We start from the raw sequence: 19,976 nt of genomic DNA, 5'->3' as shown, positions 1-19,976 counted from the left end.
GCGTGAGCACGCCGGCGCCGTCTCGACAACTTCGTGGATGCCCGCCGAGGACCTCGGCACCCCCACCCTCACGAAGGAACCACCGTGAACGCTCACCCTCGCCCGCACCCCCGCCCGCTGATCGACGGCCTGCTCGACGCCCCGGCCGTTTACGCGCTGACCTCGCTCCCTGAGCCGGACCTCGTCGCCTGCGCCGAGGCCGTGACGGCCGCCCTGGTCGGCAGCCTGTCCACCGGAGCCCCGTGCCTGGGACGGGAGCCCGAGCCCGGCCACCTCGGCATGACCGGCCTCATCTCCTGCCCTGTCTACGCCGAGCGCATCGCCGAGCGGCTGGCCCTGTGGTCCGAGCTGACCGCGCTCCCCCTCCGCTCGTCCGCGTTCGCCTACCTCGGGGACAACCTGGCCGCCGTCGACCTGGACCCTCAGGCCGAGGAAAAGCTGGCCGAGGTCCGGTCGCTGAGCCCGGCTCTCCTCGTCGTTTCGGCCTGCGCGCTGACCCTGGCCGAGCCGGTGACCTCGACGGCCCAGGCCCGCGAGATCGTCGAGGGCCGGCTCCGGTGGTTGGCCGAGGGCGCCTCGACCGCTGTCCTGCTGGACCTCTCCGAGATCACCGCGACCGGCAAGGCCGGGACGGTCGACCTCTACGCCGACGCCGTCGACGCCGTCCTCGCCATCGACCCGGACCGGCCCGCCGTTCACCTGAGTACGGCGGGAGCACGCGTCGCCACCTACGAGCCGGCCCTCGGCCTCGTCGGGGAGATGGCGGTGGTGAGTTGACCATGGCCCGATCGCCTCATCACTCGCCGCCGACCGGCCGCCGGATGCAACCTCCCGCGACCGACCTGGATCCGTTGATCGACCCCGCCGACGGACCTCGTCGACCCCACTCCTACGAAGAAGGAAGCATCGTGTACAACCAGCCTCGCCCCCTGATCGACGGCCTCCTCCACACCCCCGGCGTCCACCTGCTGACCTCCCCGGCCGACGCCGACCTCGTCGCCTGCCGCGAGGCCGTGCTCGCCGCCATGGTCGGCAGCCTGGCGACCGGCGCCTCCTGTCTCGGCCGCGAGCCGCAGCGGCAGGGCCTGTCCCTCATCGCCTCGTCGGGGAGGTTCGCCGACCGCATCGCCGAGCGCCTGGAGCTTTGGTCTGAGCTGACCGCCCTGCGGCTGTACGAGCCGGTCTTCGCTCATCTCGGCGACGGCTTCGCTCCGGCGAAGCGCGGCGGCCGGCAGGCCCGGGAGGGCGAGATCCTCGACGACCTTGAGCCCGCCCTCATTGTCGTCGCGGCTGGTGGTCTGGTCCTGCCGCAGCCCGCCACCTCGACGACCCAGGCCCGCCGGATCGTCGATCGGCTCCGCTGGCTTGCCCAGCGGGCCGAGGCCGCCGTCGTCTTCGACCTCTCCGACGGTGACCGGCGCATCGGCTCGCCCGACCTCTTCGCCCCCGAGGTCGACGCCGTCCTCGCCATCGACCCGGACCGGCCCGCCGTCCATGTCAGCCGCTCCGGCGAACTCGTGGCGACGTACGAGCCGGCCATCGGCCTTGTCGGCGACATGGTGGCGGTGAGCTGAGATGCCGTCGACTTCTCCGCTCGACACAACATCTCGCAGCCGACGCGGCCGGCTGCCGACCGGGCCGCCGTAGGCCCGATCGTCGCGCACCACACCGACGCCCGGCCCTTTCGGCTGATCCCCCTGCCGAGGCCCCGGTCCTGATCCTCCACCGGGACCGGGGCCTTGGCCTTCACCCCTCGGCGTCGACCCCTTGGCCCCCATCAGGTACCACTCCTTGGGGCCTTGCCCCAGCCCTGGTCCACGGCGTCGCCCTCCTGCCGGCGGGCGACGCCGTGGACATCGGCGCTGTCGGTGAGCCACCTGCTACCGGCGCCAGCCACAACGGGATGCGGCGTGCACTGCGCAGCGAGCCATGAGCCGCAAGCACCACTCCGAAAGCCGTGAGCACCAGAGAACTTGCGTTGCTTCATGCTGACGGGCGGTTACGATCAAACCGATTACGCCACTGGGGATGCTGATGCCGCGATTGACCACGACGACGGCGCGGACGACCTTGTGCCGTAGCCGTAGTGGCCATAAGCCCCAACTCCGATGCTGCCTGGCGATCGCGACCTCAGCCGCAGTGTCACGCTCGCAAGCTGATCGGCGACGCCGGCGGATGGTCGGACAACACCGCCCTGGTCACCGACCCTCCATGTGAGACAAGCTCTAAGCTCGCCTTTTAACTTCAGGCGGCGATCTTGTGGACGGCGGGATGGCGGGGTGCTGGTCCTCGTTGGCTGCCTTTGGGTCTGCGGGTGAGCGGCCGCAGGGTTTGGTGGGCTGGCCGGGGTGCCCAGGACCGGCAGCAGCCGGAGGAAAGCGCGGCGGATGCGGGTCGGGGTCAGTCGGGCGGTCGGTAGCCGGCGTTCCCAGGGCAGCCGCGTGTCGGCGGTGATCGGGCGGGCCAACCGCAGCTGGGTGTAGGCGGCGAGCACCAGCCAGGTCCAGCGCTCAGCCTGCCGGGGGTGCGGACCCGCGGGGTCGTCCAGCCCAACGACTGCTTGCAGAAGCGGAAGGTGTGCTCGAGGTCGAAGCGCCGGATGTAGGCCCGCCAGCACAGATCCAGGTCCGGCGTGCCGGGTCCGGCCCACCACAGCCACAGCGTCTTGACCGCCCGCCCGCGAGGCCCGGGCAGGTGCTCGACCTGCACCCGGATCACCGTGCCGGCCACGATCGGCGGGGTCGGGCAGCCGACCCAGCGGCCGCGGCCGGCCAGCTTCGGATGCAGCCCTGCCCAGGCGGTCACCTGCACTCGGCCGTACTGCTCATCGTCGACCTCGAGGGACTGCTGCGGGGCCGGCCGGCTGGCCGGGTCGATGCAGCAGAACCGCGCGCCGTGCCGGCGCGGCCGGCCCATCTGCCCCGCCGCGCGAGCCGCCGGATCGGTGTAGAACACCCGGTCGCCGCGGATCCGCACCAGCACCGCGACCGCCAGGGCGGCCAGATCAACGGTGAGTGCGATCGGGTCGTAGCCGGCGTCGAAGACGAACAGCGGCACGGCCCCGGTGGCGCCGAGCCGGGCGGTCAGCGCCCGGATCTGGGCGGCGGTGGCCTGCCCGAGCTCCTCGCCCGGAACCAGCCGACGCACATCGAGCGGCGCGGTCCAGGAGTCGCGCGCCCAGCTTAGCTGGGCGATCCAGGAGTAGCACCAGCCGGCCACGATCGGCTGACCGGCCGAGTGCCGGGTCGGCGAGTAGTAGAACCCCCGCTTCGGTGAGCACTCGGCATCGCAGCGTGCCCAGGTGCTGGCATCCACCGCGAACACCGGCGCACCGGCGCCCCGGTGGGCAACGAGCAGCTCGGCCAACCGCTCCGCGTCGACCTCACCGGCGGCCAGCGCGACAGACACGCTGCCCCAACCGCGCCGGTGGGCTGGTACCAGGCTCAGATGCGGCAGCGACGGCATCGACTCGGCCGCCAGCAGCGCGTCGACCAGCCCGAACAGCGCATCCCGACGCCGACCCAGGTATCGGTGCAGCTCGCCGCGGAAGCGCTGCAACTGCTGCAGGCCCGCGGAGATCAGGCTCCGGTCAATCCCATCGGCCGGCGTCAGACCGTTCATCACGGCCACCGCCGTCGCTTCGAAGCCTCGCAACTCCGAAGGATCCAGCGGTGGCCGCCCGCATGCCAGACCCCAGACCGCAGGCCACGCAGTCAGACGCGACCGGGGTTAAAAGGCGAGCTAAGAGCTCGTCTCACGTCGTGAGCTTCTTGTAGCAGGTGAGCGTGGCGGCCAGGGTGAGGAATGCGGTGAACAGCCGAGCGGAGCGCTCGTAGCGGATGGTCAGCCGGCGGTAGCCGGTCAGCCAGGCGAAGGAGCGTTCGACGACCCAGCGGTGGCGTCCCAGCCGGGTGCTGGACTCGACACCGCGGCGGGCGATGCGCGGAGTGATGCCTCGCCGACGTAGCCAGGTCCGCAGATGCTCGTAGTCATAGCCCTTGTCGGCGTGCAGCTTGGCCGGACGCCGGCGCTGCGGACCGCGCCGGGAGCGGATGGCCGGAACGGCCTGGACCAGCGGGATGAGCGCTTGACTGTCGTGGGTGTTGGCCGCCGACACGGCCACGGCCAGTGGTAGGCCGGCGGCGTCGGTGAGGACGCGCAGCTTGGAGCCGGGTTTGCCGCGGTCGACCGGATTCGGGCCGGTCAGCGGGCCCCTTCTTTGGCCCGCACGCTGGCCGCGTCCACGACCGCGCAGGACCAGTCGATCGCCGCTTGCTCGCCGAGCCGGTCGAGCACCGCCCGGTGCAGCCGGCGCCACAGCCCGGCCTCGGTCCAGGCGACAAACCCGCCGGTGCGCGGTCGCCTTGGACACCCCGAACTCGGTCGGCAGGTGTCGCCAGGCGCAGCCGGTGGTCAGCACGTAGACGATCGCGGTGACCACCGCCCGGTCCTCGATGTACCGGGTGCCACCGCCCTGCGGGCGCTCGCGCTGCGCCGGGATCAACGGCGCCACGATGTGCCACAACCCATCGGGCACTAGCTCCAGGCCCAGTCGTTCTGCCACGACCGGACAACACCTCGCAGGTCACCGGCCATCCATGTGAGACAAACTCTTAGTAACCACCGACGACTGCACGGCGAGATCGGCCTGGTCCCGCCCGCCGAGTACGAGGATATCCACTACCGTCACAACCCCGCCCCGACACCCGTCGGAGCGTCAGTTCAGAGCCTCCGCTGAACCCGGCGCGGGACACCTTGACCCTCTTCCGTGGACAGGTCGCCACGGATCCGAAACTCTCCGGATCTTGGACTCGAGTGCGGTGACCTTGGACGCTTGGGTGCGGCGCCTGGCAGGGGAACGGTTGTCATGGGTCGCGCCAGCCGGGGCCATGTCCAGGGGAGATGACTATGTCCCACAACCTCTTCATAAGCCACAAGCACAGCGATGCCCGTATCGCCCAGGTCCTAGCGGACTTCGTGGAGAGCAGAACTCTCGGGCAGGTGTCGGTCCACATGTCTTCGGATCCCCGGTACAAGGGACCACGCCTGGGTAAGAACCTCAATGAGGAGCTGGGCGAAGCGCTCTATAGCTGCGACGTCCTGCTCCTGGTCTACACGTCGGCGGACGAGGATTGGTCGTACTGCATGTTCGAGTGCGGGGTCGCAACGGATCCTCGATCGCCGCGCACGAACATCATCGTGTTTCAGTGCGGTGCAGACATCCCCGCACCGTTCGCCGATCAGTTGCGGGTCAACGTACGAGATCTTAAGGACCTCAGGAAGTTCACAAAGGCATTCTTCACCGATCGCGACTTCTTTCCGAAGGCTGAGGCCGCGTTTGCCCCGAACTTCCCCGACGACAGGTGTGATGAGGCTGCCCGCGAGTTGTACGACGCGCTGGCGAGCCCCGGGATCCTGCCACCCCTGGAGGCGATGCCTGTGGAGGACATCCACGCATGGCCGCTCCTGAGGCTCGACGTCGCCTTGCCCGAGATCGAATCCATCGCGCACAGTGTCGATCCAGGGGCACTCGAGGCATGCCGTCGACTGCTTCTCGAACAGGCGCTCATCTCCTACAGCAGCAGTCGCGCCCCGATCCTGTTCGGACTGGAGAGCCTGCCGCCCAACATGCCCTTCGGTGACCTCCTCGCGGCCGGCGGAGGGGCCGCAGCACGTGAAGAGAGCCCGCCGTGGGTGAACGCTTGTGCCGTCCAGGTGCTGCGTGTCGCGCGTCGAAGATTGACCAGCATGAGGTGGGAGTCGTTCCAGGAAGTCGACGGGGATGCCGTTTACACCCCGATAGTGACCCGGATGCGACGAGTACCCGCTGACGGCCGGGCTCAATTCGACATCTACGCCTTCGAACTGGCCAATCCCCACTGCGTCGCCGTGGCGCAACGCATGATCGATATTTCCAGCGTCTACCTCAAGCATCTCGATGCGTCGACGCGGAACACGAGACTGCGGGACCTGCGCAACGAGATGCACGAGAATGACAGGGAGCGTCTGCCGATCCTCAGCGAGGAGGAATGGCCGCTGCATCTCGTACACCGAAGCATGCTCGAGCGTTACATGCTCGACCACGAACTTCGTGGCGAATCGCTCGACAAACTCACGCTCGGCGCGTTCCTGGAGCAGGCAAGAACCGACTACCTCGCCGAGACGTTCGCCACCCTGGCCCCCACTGCCTCGCTGGCTGACGCTCAGCGGGCGATGGCCGGCCCTGTTCGGGACGTGTTCGTCACCGTCGACGGCAGCCCCGAGTCTCCGGTCCTCGGCTGGTTGAGCAACGTCCAGCTGACCCAGTACTTGTAGAAGCGCTGTGATCGGTCAGCCGGCAGAGTCCGACGCATTGATCGCGGCGGCCGCACTCATCGAGCTCTCTGCCCTGCGTCACGGCGCCTCGTAGCTCAGCTTCACCGAGGCGCTGACCGGTCACTTCGATGCCAGCCACGCGCAGCCGGCGGGCGGGATGCTGCACCGCCTGGGGTGGAGCGTGCAGGTGCCCGCCCGGCGCGCGGTCGAGCGCGAGGAGCAGATCGGCGCCTGGCGGCAGGAGGCCTGGCCCGAGATAAAACGGCCGCGGCGGACCTGGGCGCCTGGCTGGTCTTCGAGGACGAATCGGGTCAGGGGCTAAGGCGCGTTATGTGGGTTGCCCGCGGCAACTGATGGCTTGACATGAGGGCGCCTCTGCGGAACGTGGCGGTTGTCGAAGACCCCTCGTCCGCAGAGGCGCCTCTCATGCTGCCCACCGAGAACCTCCTCGTCCACGTCTACGTGCTCGTCGACGACGCCATCGCCGCCGCAGAAGTGACCATTCCGGTGCGGCCGGGTCCGGCGCCGGCCTGCAGCGACGCCGAACTGCTCACCATCGCGCTGGTGCGCCATCTGCTGGGCCGGCGCAGCGAAGCCGGGTTCCTCGCCGAGGTCGCCCGCGACTTCGCGCACCTGTTTCCCCGGCTGCCCCACCAGTCGGAGGCCAACCGGCGCATCCGCTGGCTGTGGGCGGCCTTCGAGCAGCTGCGCGCCGCGCTGGTGGCCCGGTGCCCGCTCGATGACTGCGCCCAGATCGACACCAGCGCGCTGCCGGTCAAGCACCCTTCCCGGGTCCGCGGCCCCGATGGCTGGGTCGGCCCGCACGAGCTGGTCGCCGGCTTCGGCCGCGACGGCGCGCACGGAGAGTGGTTCTACGGCTTCCGGCTGGCCGTCCGCACCGATCTGGGATCGCGGCTGGTGCGCGCCTGGAGCATCGTGCCCGCCGCGGTCAACGAACGCGACGTCGCGACCGATCTGCTCGCCGCCGGGCCAGCACCGCGTGACCTGCTGGTCGACAAGGGCTTCACCGGTCGGGCCTTCACCGCCGCCTGCGCCGCCCGCGGCACCGCCGTGCTCACCCCGCCCACCAAGGCCCAGCGCCCGAACATGCCCAGCGCCCTGCGCCAGGTGATCGCCCGCTGGCGCAACCACATCGAGGTCACCTTCGGCGAGCTCACCGACCGGATGGAGCTGGCCCGCCACGGCGCCCACACCTTCTGGGGCCTGCTGACCCGCACCGCCGCCACCATCGCCGCGCACACCCTGCTACGCGTTCATTCCACCGACCTCAGGCTGGCGTAACCCAACCCACATAACGCGCCTAAGGCCGCCGAGGGGTCGCACCTGGGGCCGCCGCGGTCGGACTCCGGTGGTGCGGGTGACCGCGGCGATCAGCCCGCGGGTGTCGGTGGCCGCGCTGGTCGGCCACCAAGCCCGATCATCGGCCCGGCTGATCTACCGCACCCACTCTGGCCGCCGATGCGGCGGCCAGCGTCAGCCGCCGCTACTGAGAAAGGCCCACTGATCGTTGGCGCGCAATACGATGCTCAAACTATCGCTTCCACGACGCTCCGGCTGTCACACTGATGGGAGGTGGACATGGGGAAAGGCGCAGCGACGGGACACCTATTCCTTAGCTACTCGCACCTTGACGCCGAGATTGCCTTAAGATTGGCCGCAGACCTCAAGAATGCAGGAATCCCCCTGTGGATGGATCGACTAGACGGGTTATCCGCGGGGACAGTATGGCGGCAGGCTATTGAACAAGCGATAACCACGTGCTCCTCGATGTTGGCGCTTCTATCTCCTAGCTACGTTAGATCCACATACTGTACTAGAGAACTGGCTCGCGCCGACGCCCTTGGGCGTCCAGTATTACCACTCCTCCTGAGTCCCCTGGACCCTCAGGAATGGCCGCTTGCCATAGAGGGCGTACAGTACGCGGACTTCTCCAATTGGCGGGACAATCACGCTTACGTCGAGGCCCGGGAGGATCTTGTTCGCTATCTAGCAATGGAACATGATCTCGCGCATGACCAGCGCCCGGATGCCGAGCAGCGCTATCTCGTAAGCCTTATAGCTGATCTTGAGTCGAAACGAGGCGTGCTTCAATATGTGACTCTAACCCTAGAGACTGACGTCCGTCCGGAGCCCCCGATCGACGATGAGTGGGGTTACGCCGAGCTTTTAGGGGAGACGCATCAGGAGGTTTCATTAGAGGGCATAACCGATGCGGTCGAACGGCACCCGCGCTTTATCCTTCTGGGCGACCCTGGCGCTGGCAAGACTACAACGATCCGGCGACTGGCTTTGGAAGATGCACGACGCCGGGCTAAGGGGCACCTCGGGGCAGCATTACCTGTACTGCTTCAGTTGTCGCAATGGTCTGACGGATGGACGCCGCTCGACTTTCTGCGAGCGTCTTGGGTGCTGCCCGGCGACTGTCAGAAGATGCTGGCCCATGGAGAAATTACCCTCTACCTTGACGGTTTGAATGAGATGGGGACGACTGGGCCCGCCAAAGCTCAGTTGTTGACGCAGTGGCTGACGTCTCCTCAGGGGCCCGCGCGGCTCATTGTCACCTGTCGCACCGGCGACTACTCGGAGAGTCTTCAGTTAGGGTCGCTGCCTTGTGTGAGGGCTCGGGAACTCACCCGTGAGCAAGTGGGTCAATTTGCATCGCATTATCTCGGCGACAGGGCGACCAGCTTCATGCAAGGAATCGAACAACGTGGCCCGTATCGGACCGACAGCTCACGCGATCTCTTTCACTTGGCGACGAACCCTTACATGCTGACAGCACTGATATACATGTACGATTATTCTCCTGGAAGACGGCTTCCCTCTAATATGGGCATCCTTTTCCGCAGGCTGATCCGAGCCTTGTGGAAGCGTGAGACCATTCGGGGAACCGTTGGCCGGGTCACCGTCCAAGAGGCCGAGCGAGCTTTCGCGCAGCTAGCCTTGGAGGAGATCGAGGAACAGCTTCCAATTAGTGTTCCTCTGTCCTATGCAGTCAGTCATGTTGGATCAGAGCAGATGCTGCGCAGTGGCGTAAGTGCCAACTATGTAACAATCTCGGATGATAATGTTTACTTTTATCACCAACTGATGCAGGAGTACTTTGCGGCGACCGCTCTGACGGGCGACAGTCCGAGCAAGATAGCTTCCAGAGTGGAGAGGCCAGAATACTCTGGGGTGTTCAGGGAGAGAGTAGCCTCGCGATGGGATCAGGTATTCGTGGCACTGTGTGGTCTCCACGAGGAGGCTGCTGCTCTGATCGAGAAGATCAGTGAGGTAGATCGGGAATTAGCAGCCATATGCCTTCTGGGTAGCCCGGACCTCGGGTCGGACGTGCGGATAGACTTCATTGAGAGCCTTCTGCGGGATTTGCGGGACAAGGATGGGTGGATGCGCTTTGTTGCCGCTAGAACGCTTAGGAACTTTCCCGATCCCATCGCCGTGCCCGAACTGACTTTGGCCTTGAAAGACCATTGGGGAGACGCCCGATACGATGTAGTGTCAGACTATGCGACGGAGGCGCTCCGCCGTATCGGGACGCCGGAGGCAATCCATGCGGCCGAAAATGCGCCTCGTTGGTAGGAGCCGCAAGGATCCACGGTGGCAGCGGAAGCTGCATTTATGGCGCTCAAGGTCCTTAACTTCATATGTGTCTCGCGAAGTCCGCGCCTGCCTGGCCCGCTATCCGCGGATCACCTTGCACTTCACCCCAACCTTGGGCTCGTGGCTGGACCTGGTCGAGGGCTTCTTCTCAATCCTCACCCGCCAGGCGCTGCGCCGCGGCAGCTTCCCCACCGTCGCCGACCTCATCGCCGCCTTCGAGCGCTTCATCGACGCTAGGAACGACCGCTGCGCGCCGTTCTCCTGGACCAAGGAGTCCGACACCGTCATCGCAAGGCCACCCATCCCCGCAACCGCAAGATACAGCAGACGTCAGATGCGGAGCACCAGGCCGGCCCAGGGCTGAGGGAAACAGATGGGCGAACATCGCATCCGGGAACAACTCCTGGCGGTGCTCGGCGGCAATAGGTGACCCGACACCGACTCGGCATCCATGACCACATGCTCAGGGTGGGAAGTCCCTGCACGACACCGATTGTCCCGCCGTTTCAGGCCCGGTCCAGCAGCCTTGTTCGGCAGGCTCCTACCTAGCCCACGTGGGCGAGCTCGAGCACGTGATCAGCCTTCTCTGCGACCACCAGCCTCGACACAAGCAGCACAGTGAGGTTCTCACCTGGTTCCGCGGTCGAGTGAGGTCAGGACAAGCGCGGCGGCGGCGATTGCGCCGATGCGCTGAGGGCAGACGGTGACGCGGTCGAGCGCACGCCAGCGGCCCAGCAGCGCGTTGGCTCGCTCGGTAGGCGCGCGCAGCGCGGTGATCAGGGAGTTGTAGCAGCGGTTGTCGCTGTGCAGGCGTCCGTCGGACTGGTGCTTGATCGGGACGTGAATACCGACGCCGGCGCCGGTGTAGCCCTTGTCAGCCAGTACCGGCAGACCCCGGGCGGCGTGCGGATACAGCCCGGGCAGCACCAGTTCGCGGGCGGCGGTCAGGTCGTGCGTGGATCCCGGACGGACGGCGGAGACCCACAGCGGAAAGCCCGTCGGGTCTGCCAGGACCTGCACGGTGCCGCCGAAGGCCTGGTGTTTGCCGGAGTACCACAGGTGATGCCCCCGCTCGGCGCGGGCGGCGACCCGGTCGGTGCGCAGCAGCGTGCCGTCCAGGCAGACGAACGGCAGCCCGGTGGCGCGGGCCCCGGCCAGCACGTCCGGAAGGTCCGGGGCGTGCGCGGCGATGACGTCGAGCGCTTCGTGCAGATAGCGGTAGGCAGTGGCGATGCTCAGCGCGCCCTCGCCGGCCAGCGTGCGCAGATCCAGTCGATGCCGCAGCCACCGCAGCACCAGGACGACCTGGGTGTGCACCGTCCCGGCCCGCTGCGCCGGCCGGGCACCTCGGCGGCGGCGACGGCGGGCGATCCAGCCGGTCACGGCCCTTAACACCGGTGCGGACACATCCAGCCTGGCACGATCGGACACAGCGGGCTCCCGGGGAAGAGAAGATCGGACTTGGCGAGACGATCTTCGCCCCGAGAGCCCGCGCCCTCTTCACCTACTCCGCTGCTGACCAGCAGGGACGTTCATCCAGCCGTCAATTGAGGTGAGAAAACCTCAGTGAGCCTTTCCCAGTAGCGGGCGGCTGGTGGGTCGGAGCGGACACGCCGACGAGCGCGAGGTGACTGTAGGAAGCGCAGGACCTCGGTAGGAGGGACGTCTTCTCACAGATCGTCTTCCCCACCCGAGGTCCTGCTGTGTCCGATCCTGTCACCTACACCGCCGTGCTTCCGGTCGCCGAACCAACCGTGCACTTCGTGTCGCGCCTGCTGGCGGCCGAACGCCGACGGCGCGGCACCCGTGGCCGGCGCCGGGCGCTGGGCTGCTACCGGCAGGCGGTGCTCGTACTGCGCTGGTTTCTCAACGGCAGCCGGCTGGCCCAGCTGGCCCAGCTGGCCACCGACAACGCATCGGCCGCTCCACGGCCTATCGGTCTGCACAAGGGCATCGACGTCCTCGCCGCGCCGCGCTGGGGCCTCGCGCGGCGCGCCGCTGGCCGCCGATCAGCGCACCGTCAACCTGTTACCCGCGGCCGTCCGCGGACTGGCCGAATGCGGCAACGCGCTGCTCAAGACGACGTTCAAGGCCCTGCGCCGGGTCAGCCTCTGTCCCTGGCGCATCGACGCGATCATCGTGGCCGCCCCCGTCCTCCATCGTAAGTACGACCGGACCTAAGATCATCGACCGGGACGAGCCGCTACTGAGCCTGGCTCACTGAGGTTTTCTCACCAGGAATCCGCACTCGGTTGAAGGGTGCGGTCGGCGTCGCTGGTCAGCACTGCAGCGGGTCGTCAGGAACTTCGAGCGCGGCGCCGCGGGGCAGGCTCCCGCCACGTGGCAGTCGACTCTCTGCTGACACATGGGCCTGACCTGCAGGGATGCTTCTCCTCGCCGTGCGTGGACGGCCAATCCTGGTGAGAAAACCTCACTATGCGGATGACCAGCCCTGCGGATCGCTTCCATGTTGCCACGTTCCAGCGGTGGGCAAGAATAGCTCGTTGACGCTCTGGTGACGCTGCCGTGACGCCGAGAGCGCAAGATCGGCTCGGCCACAGCGCCATCGACGGAGGACGCCCGACTCCTCTGCGATGTCGGCTTCTCACTATGGTGGCCATGAGCGTGAGTATCGCTTCTCCGGAGCCGCGGCAATGAGAAAGGGAGGATGAAAGCATGGCATTTACTTCAGGGGTATTGGAATTGTCATCGACCCGACCGCTGGCCAGGTTCAGGCCGGGAGCCGAACAGTTGGGTTCGGTGGGCACAACACATAAACCGTGCTACTGCGGCGATCGACGGCTCTGATATTCGGTACACAAATTGCGAGCATCCCACTCTGCCTTAGATCGTTGACATCCAACAGTATCAGCGACAATAATAACCAAAGGGTTACCGCCATAGCCAGATTGTTGATCAGGGATCACAGGTTGTTGATCAGGGATCAATAGTGGGGATATCGACGGGTCTTGGGACAACAGTTGACGTGGTAAGTCTCGCAGACGTGACCTAAGCGCCAGTAACGCCACAGACAAAGTCGGGCGCGGGGCGCAAAAGGGCGAGACCTCCGCCAAGCAGAGGCTAGCTATCCCGCAACTCTGCCTTCAACTAGAAGGTGCAGGCATGGAGTTGCGGTCTGTCAGGGTCTACGAGTTTCTAAAGGAAAGCCATGCCGCCGACCTTCTTCGTGAGTTATCGACGTGACGACGCCTCCGCCGAAGCGGGACGGATTGCGCAAGCTGTCAGAGAAAGCTTTGGGCGAAACCAAGTCTTCCTAGACACGAGCGGGATCGAGGCCGGTGAACGGTGGCCAGACGAGTTGCAGAAGGCGTTGCGCGATGCCAACGTGCTCATCACGGTGATCGGTCCGGACTGGCTGCGACTAGGGGACGAATACGGTACCCGGCGAATCGATGAGCCCAACGACTGGGTACGTCGGGAAGTGGAGGAGTTCCTGCAAGCCAAGAAAAAGATCGTCCCAGTTTACGTCAGAGGCTCAAAACCCTTTCCGGCAGACAAGGTGCCCGATACGATCACCGGGTTTGCAAGCATACAAGGGCTTGAATTGCGTCGAGACTACTGGGATCACGACATCAAGCTCTTGCTCAGCTTACTGAAGTCGCTTCAGGGATCCGGCGCCTCTTCCTCGCCCAGTGCAGCTATCAATATCTACCCCAAACCGCCCCCCGAGGTTCCCGATCCGTTGAGTCAAGACAGAATCGAGACGGCTCTGAATGGAAGCCTCCGCCAATGGGTTTGGGTGGCAAGTAAGCCTCAAGAACTGTCCGGCATACCCCGCGAGGAGTTGTACAGGGCCTACCAATTCAAGTCGTTTCGTGACGCAATCAGCTTCATGTCAGAAGTTGCGCCGGGATGCGATATGGCGATCCATCACCCACGCTGGGAGAACGTCTTCAGAACAGTCTTCGTCTATCTCTCTACTTGGGACATCAAGCACAAGGTGTCCGATAGAGACGTTCAGTTGGCAAAGTACTTCGATCGCGCGTATAGGGACTTTGTATCCCGCCAAGACGTCGTGGAGCGGTGAGTCGAACTGTCATCTCGTAGTCGATTACGACAGTGGCTGGCTCATCTCGCCTGATGCCCGCAATCAAATAAGCTCTACGCCGTGAGAGAGGAAACCGTGACGGAGTTACCAGCTAGCGATCCTGACCAGCCGGTCGGGTTTACTCCAGAGGTTCTGGACCGAACCGTTCTCTCCATCCCGCTGCTGAAGAAGCTTCAGGAAGAGAGGGACGAAGGACGCCGGGACGTGCACGCGGTCGTGATCGACGTCAACCTGATGTACGCCGACGGACGTGACCCCGCGCGCGAGCGCGCCAAAGAGCTCATCCGGCACGCTATCCACCAGGTCGGCAAGCAGCCCAACCAGGGCATCAACGAGGTGAAAAGCAACTACAGCGAGCAGTACCTGTTCGCCCGGCTGGAAGGCGACGTCCTCCGTCGGCTGGTGGTCCTCGATGACGAGCCGGCGGCCGATCACCAGGCGGCATCCCGCAGTCAGCAGCGAGCGATCTACCGGATCTGGCCAGATTTTCCGGTCAAGCAGCTGGGCGTGACCTCGATCAGCACGGTGAAGGCCGACGCCGCGCACGCCGCGTTCGCTGCTGCGGGTGAGGAGATCGTGTGGGCGGTGGTCGATTCCGGCATCGATGCGACGCACCCTCACTTCCGCACCTGCGGCACGCTAGAGCTGCCGCCGGCGATCGAGCCGGTCGACTTCACCGGTACGGGGCACCCCCTCGAAGACGAGCTCGGCCACGGCACCCATGTCGCCGGGATCCTCGCCGGAGAGCTGCGACCGGGCGCCGAGCTCCGGCCACCGGTCACCGCGCCGGATCGCCAGGCAGGCGGCGACGGCGCAGCTGGTACCGAGGGCACCGATGTGGAGAAAGCGCCAGGGGTGCGCGCCTTCACCCGGCACCGAGACCAGGAGGGCGAGATTGACTACGAGGTGCTCGACCTCGACTCGATGACCGGCATCGCTCCAAAGTGCAAGCTGCTCAGTCTCAAGGTCCTGGACAAGGACGGCCGGGGCAACGCAAGCGACCTGATCGCAGCTTTGGAGCACATCCAGCGGATCAACGGCAACGGGCGCCGGCTGCTCGTGCACGGCGTGAACATGAGCGTCGGCTACGACTTCGAGCCCGAGTGGTTCGCCTGCGGTCAAAGTCCGCTGTGCGTTGAGGTCGATCGCCTCGTGCGCTCGGGCGTCGTGGTGGTCGTCGCCGCCGGCAACACCGGATACGGCTACCACCAGGTCGAGGGCAGAGCGACGGCTGCCCCCGCAGGTTTGGACCTGACCATTAACGATCCCGGCAACGCTGAGCTGGCCATCACCGTGGGCGCCACCCACCGGGACATGCCGCATGTCTACGGCGTGTCGTACTTCTCCTCAAAGGGCCCGACCGGCGACGGGCGGCTCAAGCCCGACCTCGTGGCGCCTGGTGAGAAAATCCTGTCCTGCGCCGCCGGCCGCAAGTACGAGGAAGCCAAGGAGCGCGGCTCCGACTGCAACTACCTCGAGGACAGTGGCACCAGCATGGCCGCGCCGCACGTGTCCGGAGCGATCGCGGCATTTTTGTCGGTGCGGCGCGAGTTCATTGGGCGGCCGGAGGCGGTCAAGGAGATTTTTTTGTCGTCGGCGACCGACCTGCGGCGCGACCGCAACTTTCAGGGCGCGGGCCTAGTCGATCTCATGCGCGCGATCCAGTCGGTGTGAGGAGTGCGGAATGGCCGTGCTGAGCGGGTTTTCCTACGTCGAGCTGCGTTTCACCCGCGAGGGTGAGGTCCTCGAGGCCGCGGATCGGGACACGGTCCTGCGCACCGTGCGGGAGGCGCCGGGCCTGACCGACCTGCTGGTCCTCTCGCACGGGTGGAACAACGACATGAAGGAGGCGCGGGTCCTGTACGCGAAGCTCGCCGCCCGGCTGGCGACCGAGTTCGCCGGGCAGGGCGGCTGGGCCGACCGGCGGATCGCGATCCTCGGCGTGCTGTGGCCCTCTAAACGGTTCGCCGACCGGGACCTCATCCCCGGCGGCGCGGCCAGCGCGGTCGGGTCCACCCTGGACACCACCGCCTTGCGCGAGCAGCTCGCGCTCCTCCGAGGGGTCCTGAACACCGACCTCGAGGAGGACTCGGAGGCCGGGGCAGAGGTTGCCGCGGCGGCATCGGTCGGCTCCGGACCGGCAGGAGACGACCTGCCGCTGCAAGGGCTGGAGGACCTGCTACCGCGCCTGGAGGACTCCCCGAAAGCGCGCCGGGAGTTCGCCGACCGGGTCCGCGCCGTCCTGCCGCGTGACTCCGCGGACGAGGAGGACGCCTCCGACGCCTTCTTCGCAACCGAGCCCGGCGACCTCATGGACCGGCTCGGCGGCCCCCTGCTCACGCCGCTGATCCAGGCACCGGCGGGAACCGGTGGCGCGATGGGTGGCACCGCCTCGCTCGGTACATCGGGAGGAGCACCCACCGCGGCAACCGGCGGAGCGGTCGGTATTGGAGACACTCTGACCGGCGCCCGCGCCGCCGCCCGCCGTCTGCTCAACTACGCCACCTACTACGTCATGAAAGCCCGCGCCGGCCGGGTCGGCCGGCGCGGGCTCGCCGACGTACTGCAGCGGATCCGCCGCGAGCGGCCCGACTTAATGCTCCACCTCGCCGGGCACAGCTTCGGCGCCCGGGTGGCGACGTCCGCGGTGGCGGCCGCGACGCTCGATCCACCGGTCGCCAGCCTCACGTTGCTGCAGGCAGCGTTCTCCCACAACGGCTTCGCCGTCCCGCAGGGCAAACGACCCGAGGGGGCGTTCCGCCGCGTGCTGAACGAGCGCAAGGTGTCGGGGCCGATCGTCATCACCCACACCCGCAATGACCAGGCGGTGGGGCTGGCCTATCCGCTGGCCTCGCGCATTGCCCAGCAGAACAACAGCGGAATCGGCGACCGCAGCGACCCCTACGGAGGACTGGGCCGCAACGGGGCTATCTTCACGCCCGAGGCGGTCGACGAGTTTCTCCTGTGCGCTACCGCGCCCTATTCTTTCTCCGCCGGGACGGTGCACAACCTGGTGAGTGACGACTTCATCAGCGACCACGGCGCGGTCACTGGCCCCGAGGTCGGGCACGCGCTCATGGCGGCGATGTCCGCACGCTGGTGACGGACGGAAGGACGGCGGATGACCGAAAAGCTGAAAGACGACCTGCAAGCCGCGCATCACATGCGCACTGCGGTTGTAATTGTCGGAGCCGACGCGTCGATCCAGACGTTGGGCGACCGACGTCTCGGCGACATCAACATCGGGCCGTGGGAGGGGATGCTCCACAACGGGCTGCATCAGTTCCGATAGCTCGGCCTGCCGGACGCCCTCGGCGTCGACGTTTCGCCGGGTGCTGGCCGCCGTCGATACCACCGCGGTGGAGGCCGCGCTGACCAGGTGGGTGATCGGCCGCCAGGCCCGCTGCCGGCAGCAGCGACCGGCAGGCACGACCGCCGCTTACGACCTCGTGCATGGTTAGCCGCGGGCGGTTGTCGACCTGGCCAGGGCCAGGGCGATCACGCGGCGGTGCCGACCGGGAGCGCTCTGGGCGGGCGGTGAAGCGGGGCAGGTCGTGGGGCTCGTTCCTGGCTGGAGACCAGTCCGGCGACCGCACGCAGAATGGTGTCAAGGTCTTCGCGTCGGCCGAGGTGACGCGAGAGAGCTCGCCAGTTCTTCCGGTGGCTGATGCCGTGCTCGACGCGGATCCGCTTTGAGGCGTGAGCTCGGCGTTCGGCCTCGTGTGCCGCGGCGACGGCGGGGAAGATCGGGATCTGGTTCTTCCGCCGGGCCGGCCGCGGAGTGATGACCGCGCCGGCGGTCTGGGTGCTCAGGCCCTGGTAGCCGGCGTCGGCCAGCAGGGTGACCCCCGGGTGAGGACCAGCAACTCGACCAGGCCGGCCTGGCGGACCTGGGTCAGGTCATGGATCGACCCCGGTCGGGTCTGTCCGCAGAACGGCAGCCGCCCGTCGGGGTCGGTGATTACCAACGCCTTGACGGTGTTCGCGCGCGCCTTACCCGAGACGAACCGCTGGCGACCGGCCCGACCGGCCAGCGGCCGGGCGGCGCACCCGCACCTCGGTGGCATCCAGTAGGCCGAGCTGCCCGCTGGCGCCCAGATGGGCGACCACGTCGGCCAGGGTGCGCAGCCGAACCCCGTCTTCCACGGTGCAGCCGCGCTCGGCCAGCAGCGGGCGCACCTCCCCGACGGCCCGGGTGATTGTCGAGCGGGAGACCCCGAACCAGCAGGCCAGCACGTCATGGGGTGACCGCGTGGCGCAGATGGACCAGGGTGGCAGCAATCGGTCGATGAACACCAGCCGATGCCGGGCACCGGCGCCGACCGCTCGTTGACGCGGTCGATCGGCCACCCGTGCCTCCTGGCGGGCTTGCCAGCGTGGTCCCAGCTCGACGACCAGCTCAGCGAGCACTTCCCGAGACAGCCCGGTCACCCGGCGACCGGCGACAACGGCGGCTCGAGCCAGAGTCCTCGACACACTCCGACCCTGCCCCGTCCCTCACGAGCCAGCCGCCCCGCCAACCATGCACGAGGTTGTAGGTCGAACTCCGCCAATGGGGTTTTCTCACCACGATCAGCCGTCCGCGGACGCCAGGGAAGGCATCACTGCAAGTCAGGCGCATGTACCAGCGGAGGTGCCAAGTGCCAGGTGGCGGGACCCGCGCCGAGCAGCCGTGATCGACGTCGCCAACGACTCGCCGCAGCCCTGACCAGCGGCGCCGACCGCACCCTTCAAGCTGGTGCAGATTCCTGGTGAGAAAACCTCACTGCATTCGCGTACTGCATTTACGTATTGATGGACACGGCCGCAGCCGTCGGCCTCGCGACTCGTGTGTTCGCGATGCCGTTGGCACCGGCATTGTTCAACGTCAAACCAATGCGTAAGTCGCGATGCTGTGTGTGAGCAGGGAGACCATCGACGGCCAAGCACCAAGGTCCGCGAGGACCTCGTCGTCCTCGTCCTCGTCCTCGTCGTCCTTGTCGTCGTCGGTGTCCTTGTCGTCGTCGGTGTCCTTGTCGTCGTCGGTGTCCTTGTCGTCGTCGGTGTCCTCGTCGTCGTCGGTGTCCTCGTTCGCCGTGGTGTCCTCGGCCGGCTCGTGCTCGGCTCTTTGTGGGCGACGGAGTCGCCTCCCCGAGGCCGTCCCGATATCGCCGCCATTTGCCCCGTGCCGTCCGGGATTCCCACGCCGGTTCTCTCCCCGCTCGTCGGCTGGCTGTTCGTCCGTTAGCGGACGACTCGCGGCGATTGCGGACCCCTCCCCCTGGGTGGGGAGGCCCCCCCAGGCCCCCGTCGAGCCCCGACCGGTGGAAAGGGCAGCGCGGGGTCTGTCAGGTTCAAAGCATCGAAACTCCCCCTCATCTGAATTCATCGGCAACGCAACCCACGCCCGCCTTAAACCCGTCGCCAACTGCACGTAGTGGTCGACTACTACCCACTCAGAAACACCCAGTGGTGCGCGCTTGGGAGGCACCTCTACGCGGACCACCGCGCCCTCTCACGCCGACCTCGGCCGCTGGATCAGCCTAGTCGAGGCCTTCGTCCCGATCCTCGTCCACTAGGCGCAGCACCGAGGCAACTTTTCACTCTCACCGACGTCATCACCGTCATAGGACGGTGCATCGACGCCCGGAGCGCTGGCTGTACCACGTACACCTGAATCCCAACCCAACACCGTCACCGCTAAGGCCATCTACCTGCGGAACCGCAGGACACGGACAACGCCAGATACGAAGCACCACAGACCCAAGTGCGGGGGTTACAGGGCGGTCCAAAGTCGAGTCCGGGTAGTGGTCAGCAAGCCTGGCCAGCAGCGTGCGCAGGGCCGGATGCTTCGGCCGCTCCCCGCAGAGTCCGTAACTTCCACGGTGAGGCCTCTGTAGCGCGCGTGCTTCATTGCGAGTGAACGCGTTCGTCGCAATGAATACGTACTCAACAATATGATGATAGCCTGCCCGCAACCTCGGAGACT

The 19,976-nt window shown here is 66.7% G+C and carries 17 protein-coding genes and 2 pseudogenes; 12 read left to right on the top strand and 7 right to left on the bottom strand.

Annotated elements, in window-relative coordinates:
* Positions 1-84: 84 nt before the first annotated feature.
* Together ACU616_RS13315 and ACU616_RS13310 are read left to right on the top strand one after the other, a co-directional pair.
* Entirely contained in the window at positions 85-777 is a 693-nt protein-coding gene (locus ACU616_RS13315; RefSeq protein ID WP_446758933.1) for a hypothetical protein, read from the top strand.
* Positions 778-908: 131 nt separating this feature from the next.
* Positions 909-1,574 carry a hypothetical protein gene (locus tag ACU616_RS13310; protein WP_446758932.1) on the top strand — a complete coding sequence of 222 codons (666 nt, stop codon included), beginning with the start codon at positions 909-911 and terminating at the stop codon, positions 1,572-1,574.
* 826 nt (positions 1,575-2,400) lie between these two features.
* Here ACU616_RS13310 and ACU616_RS13305 read toward each other — a convergent pair.
* Together ACU616_RS13305 and ACU616_RS13300 are read right to left on the bottom strand one after the other, a co-directional pair.
* A complete protein-coding gene (locus ACU616_RS13305; protein ID WP_446758931.1) occupies positions 2,401-3,654 on the bottom strand; it encodes a transposase in 1,254 nt (417 codons plus the stop codon).
* A 100-nt stretch (positions 3,655-3,754) separates the two neighbouring features.
* Positions 3,755-4,564: an IS5 family transposase gene (locus ACU616_RS13300; RefSeq protein ID WP_446758930.1), complete on the bottom strand. Its 810-nt coding sequence runs from the start codon at positions 4,562-4,564 to the stop codon at positions 3,755-3,757.
* A gap of 344 nt (positions 4,565-4,908) precedes the next feature.
* Here ACU616_RS13300 and ACU616_RS13295 point away from each other — a divergent pair, with 344 nt between their 5' ends.
* The 5 genes from ACU616_RS13295 (at position 4,909) to ACU616_RS13275 (ending at position 10,303) form a co-directional block, all read left to right on the top strand.
* A complete protein-coding gene (locus ACU616_RS13295) occupies positions 4,909-6,315 on the top strand; it encodes a toll/interleukin-1 receptor domain-containing protein (RefSeq protein ID WP_446758929.1) in 1,407 nt (468 codons plus the stop codon).
* A gap of 157 nt (positions 6,316-6,472) precedes the next feature.
* Complete coding sequence (locus tag ACU616_RS13290) at positions 6,473-6,637, top strand: winged helix-turn-helix domain-containing protein (protein WP_446758928.1); 165 nt, start codon at positions 6,473-6,475, stop codon at positions 6,635-6,637.
* 104 nt (positions 6,638-6,741) lie between these two features.
* Positions 6,742-7,617 carry a transposase gene (locus ACU616_RS13285; protein WP_446757353.1) on the top strand — a complete coding sequence of 292 codons (876 nt, stop codon included), beginning with the start codon at positions 6,742-6,744 and terminating at the stop codon, positions 7,615-7,617.
* 297 nt (positions 7,618-7,914) lie between these two features.
* Entirely contained in the window at positions 7,915-9,918 is a 2,004-nt protein-coding gene (locus ACU616_RS13280) for a TIR domain-containing protein (RefSeq protein WP_446761478.1), read from the top strand.
* A gap of 67 nt (positions 9,919-9,985) precedes the next feature.
* Positions 9,986-10,303, top strand: coding sequence for a hypothetical protein (locus ACU616_RS13275; protein ID WP_446758927.1), 318 nt, complete (start codon positions 9,986-9,988; stop codon positions 10,301-10,303).
* 263 nt (positions 10,304-10,566) lie between these two features.
* On the opposite strand, the gene ACU616_RS13270 is transcribed toward ACU616_RS13275, so the two are convergent.
* Entirely contained in the window at positions 10,567-11,370 is an 804-nt protein-coding gene (locus ACU616_RS13270; protein ID WP_446758926.1) for a transposase family protein, read from the bottom strand.
* A 299-nt stretch (positions 11,371-11,669) separates the two neighbouring features.
* On the opposite strand from ACU616_RS13270, the pseudogene ACU616_RS13265 reads away from it, so the two are divergent.
* From ACU616_RS13265 to ACU616_RS13245, 5 genes and pseudogenes are all read left to right on the top strand, one after another.
* Positions 11,670-11,942: pseudogene (locus tag ACU616_RS13265) on the top strand (IS5/IS1182 family transposase); the annotation flags it as partial.
* A 1,166-nt stretch (positions 11,943-13,108) separates the two neighbouring features.
* Positions 13,109-13,987: a 4a-hydroxytetrahydrobiopterin dehydratase gene (locus ACU616_RS13260; RefSeq protein WP_446758925.1), complete on the top strand. Its 879-nt coding sequence runs from the start codon at positions 13,109-13,111 to the stop codon at positions 13,985-13,987.
* Between the two features lie 81 nt (positions 13,988-14,068).
* Positions 14,069-15,682: a S8 family peptidase gene (locus ACU616_RS13255; protein ID WP_446758924.1), complete on the top strand. Its 1,614-nt coding sequence runs from the start codon at positions 14,069-14,071 to the stop codon at positions 15,680-15,682.
* 10 nt (positions 15,683-15,692) lie between these two features.
* On the top strand, positions 15,693-17,111 hold the full coding sequence (locus ACU616_RS13250; RefSeq protein WP_446758923.1) for a hypothetical protein: 1,419 nt from the start codon (positions 15,693-15,695) through the stop codon (positions 17,109-17,111).
* Positions 17,112-17,129: 18 nt separating this feature from the next.
* Complete coding sequence (locus tag ACU616_RS13245) at positions 17,130-17,300, top strand: hypothetical protein (RefSeq protein WP_446758922.1); 171 nt, start codon at positions 17,130-17,132, stop codon at positions 17,298-17,300.
* Positions 17,301-17,506: 206 nt separating this feature from the next.
* Here the strand turns inward: ACU616_RS13245 and ACU616_RS13240 are convergent.
* From ACU616_RS13240 to ACU616_RS13225, 4 genes and pseudogenes are all read right to left on the bottom strand, one after another.
* Positions 17,507-17,851, bottom strand: a pseudogene (locus ACU616_RS13240) (transposase family protein); the annotation flags it as partial.
* Entirely contained in the window at positions 17,818-18,075 is a 258-nt protein-coding gene (locus ACU616_RS13235) for a transposase family protein (RefSeq protein WP_446758921.1), read from the bottom strand. The pseudogene ACU616_RS13240 and the gene ACU616_RS13235, both read right to left, overlap by 34 nt.
* Positions 18,002-18,439: a transposase family protein gene (locus tag ACU616_RS13230; RefSeq protein WP_446758920.1), complete on the bottom strand. Its 438-nt coding sequence runs from the start codon at positions 18,437-18,439 to the stop codon at positions 18,002-18,004. The genes ACU616_RS13235 and ACU616_RS13230 overlap by 74 nt, the downstream gene beginning before the upstream one ends.
* Positions 18,440-18,875: 436 nt before the next feature.
* Positions 18,876-19,493 (bottom strand): hypothetical protein, encoded by a 618-nt coding sequence (locus tag ACU616_RS13225; RefSeq protein ID WP_446758919.1) that lies wholly within the window; start codon positions 19,491-19,493, stop codon positions 18,876-18,878.
* Positions 19,494-19,976 lie beyond the last annotated feature (483 nt).

Source organism: Geodermatophilus sp. URMC 62 (assembly GCF_052931475.1).
The sequence above is the reverse complement of the archived record's forward strand: the minus strand, read 5'-3'. Positions and strand labels throughout refer to the sequence as shown.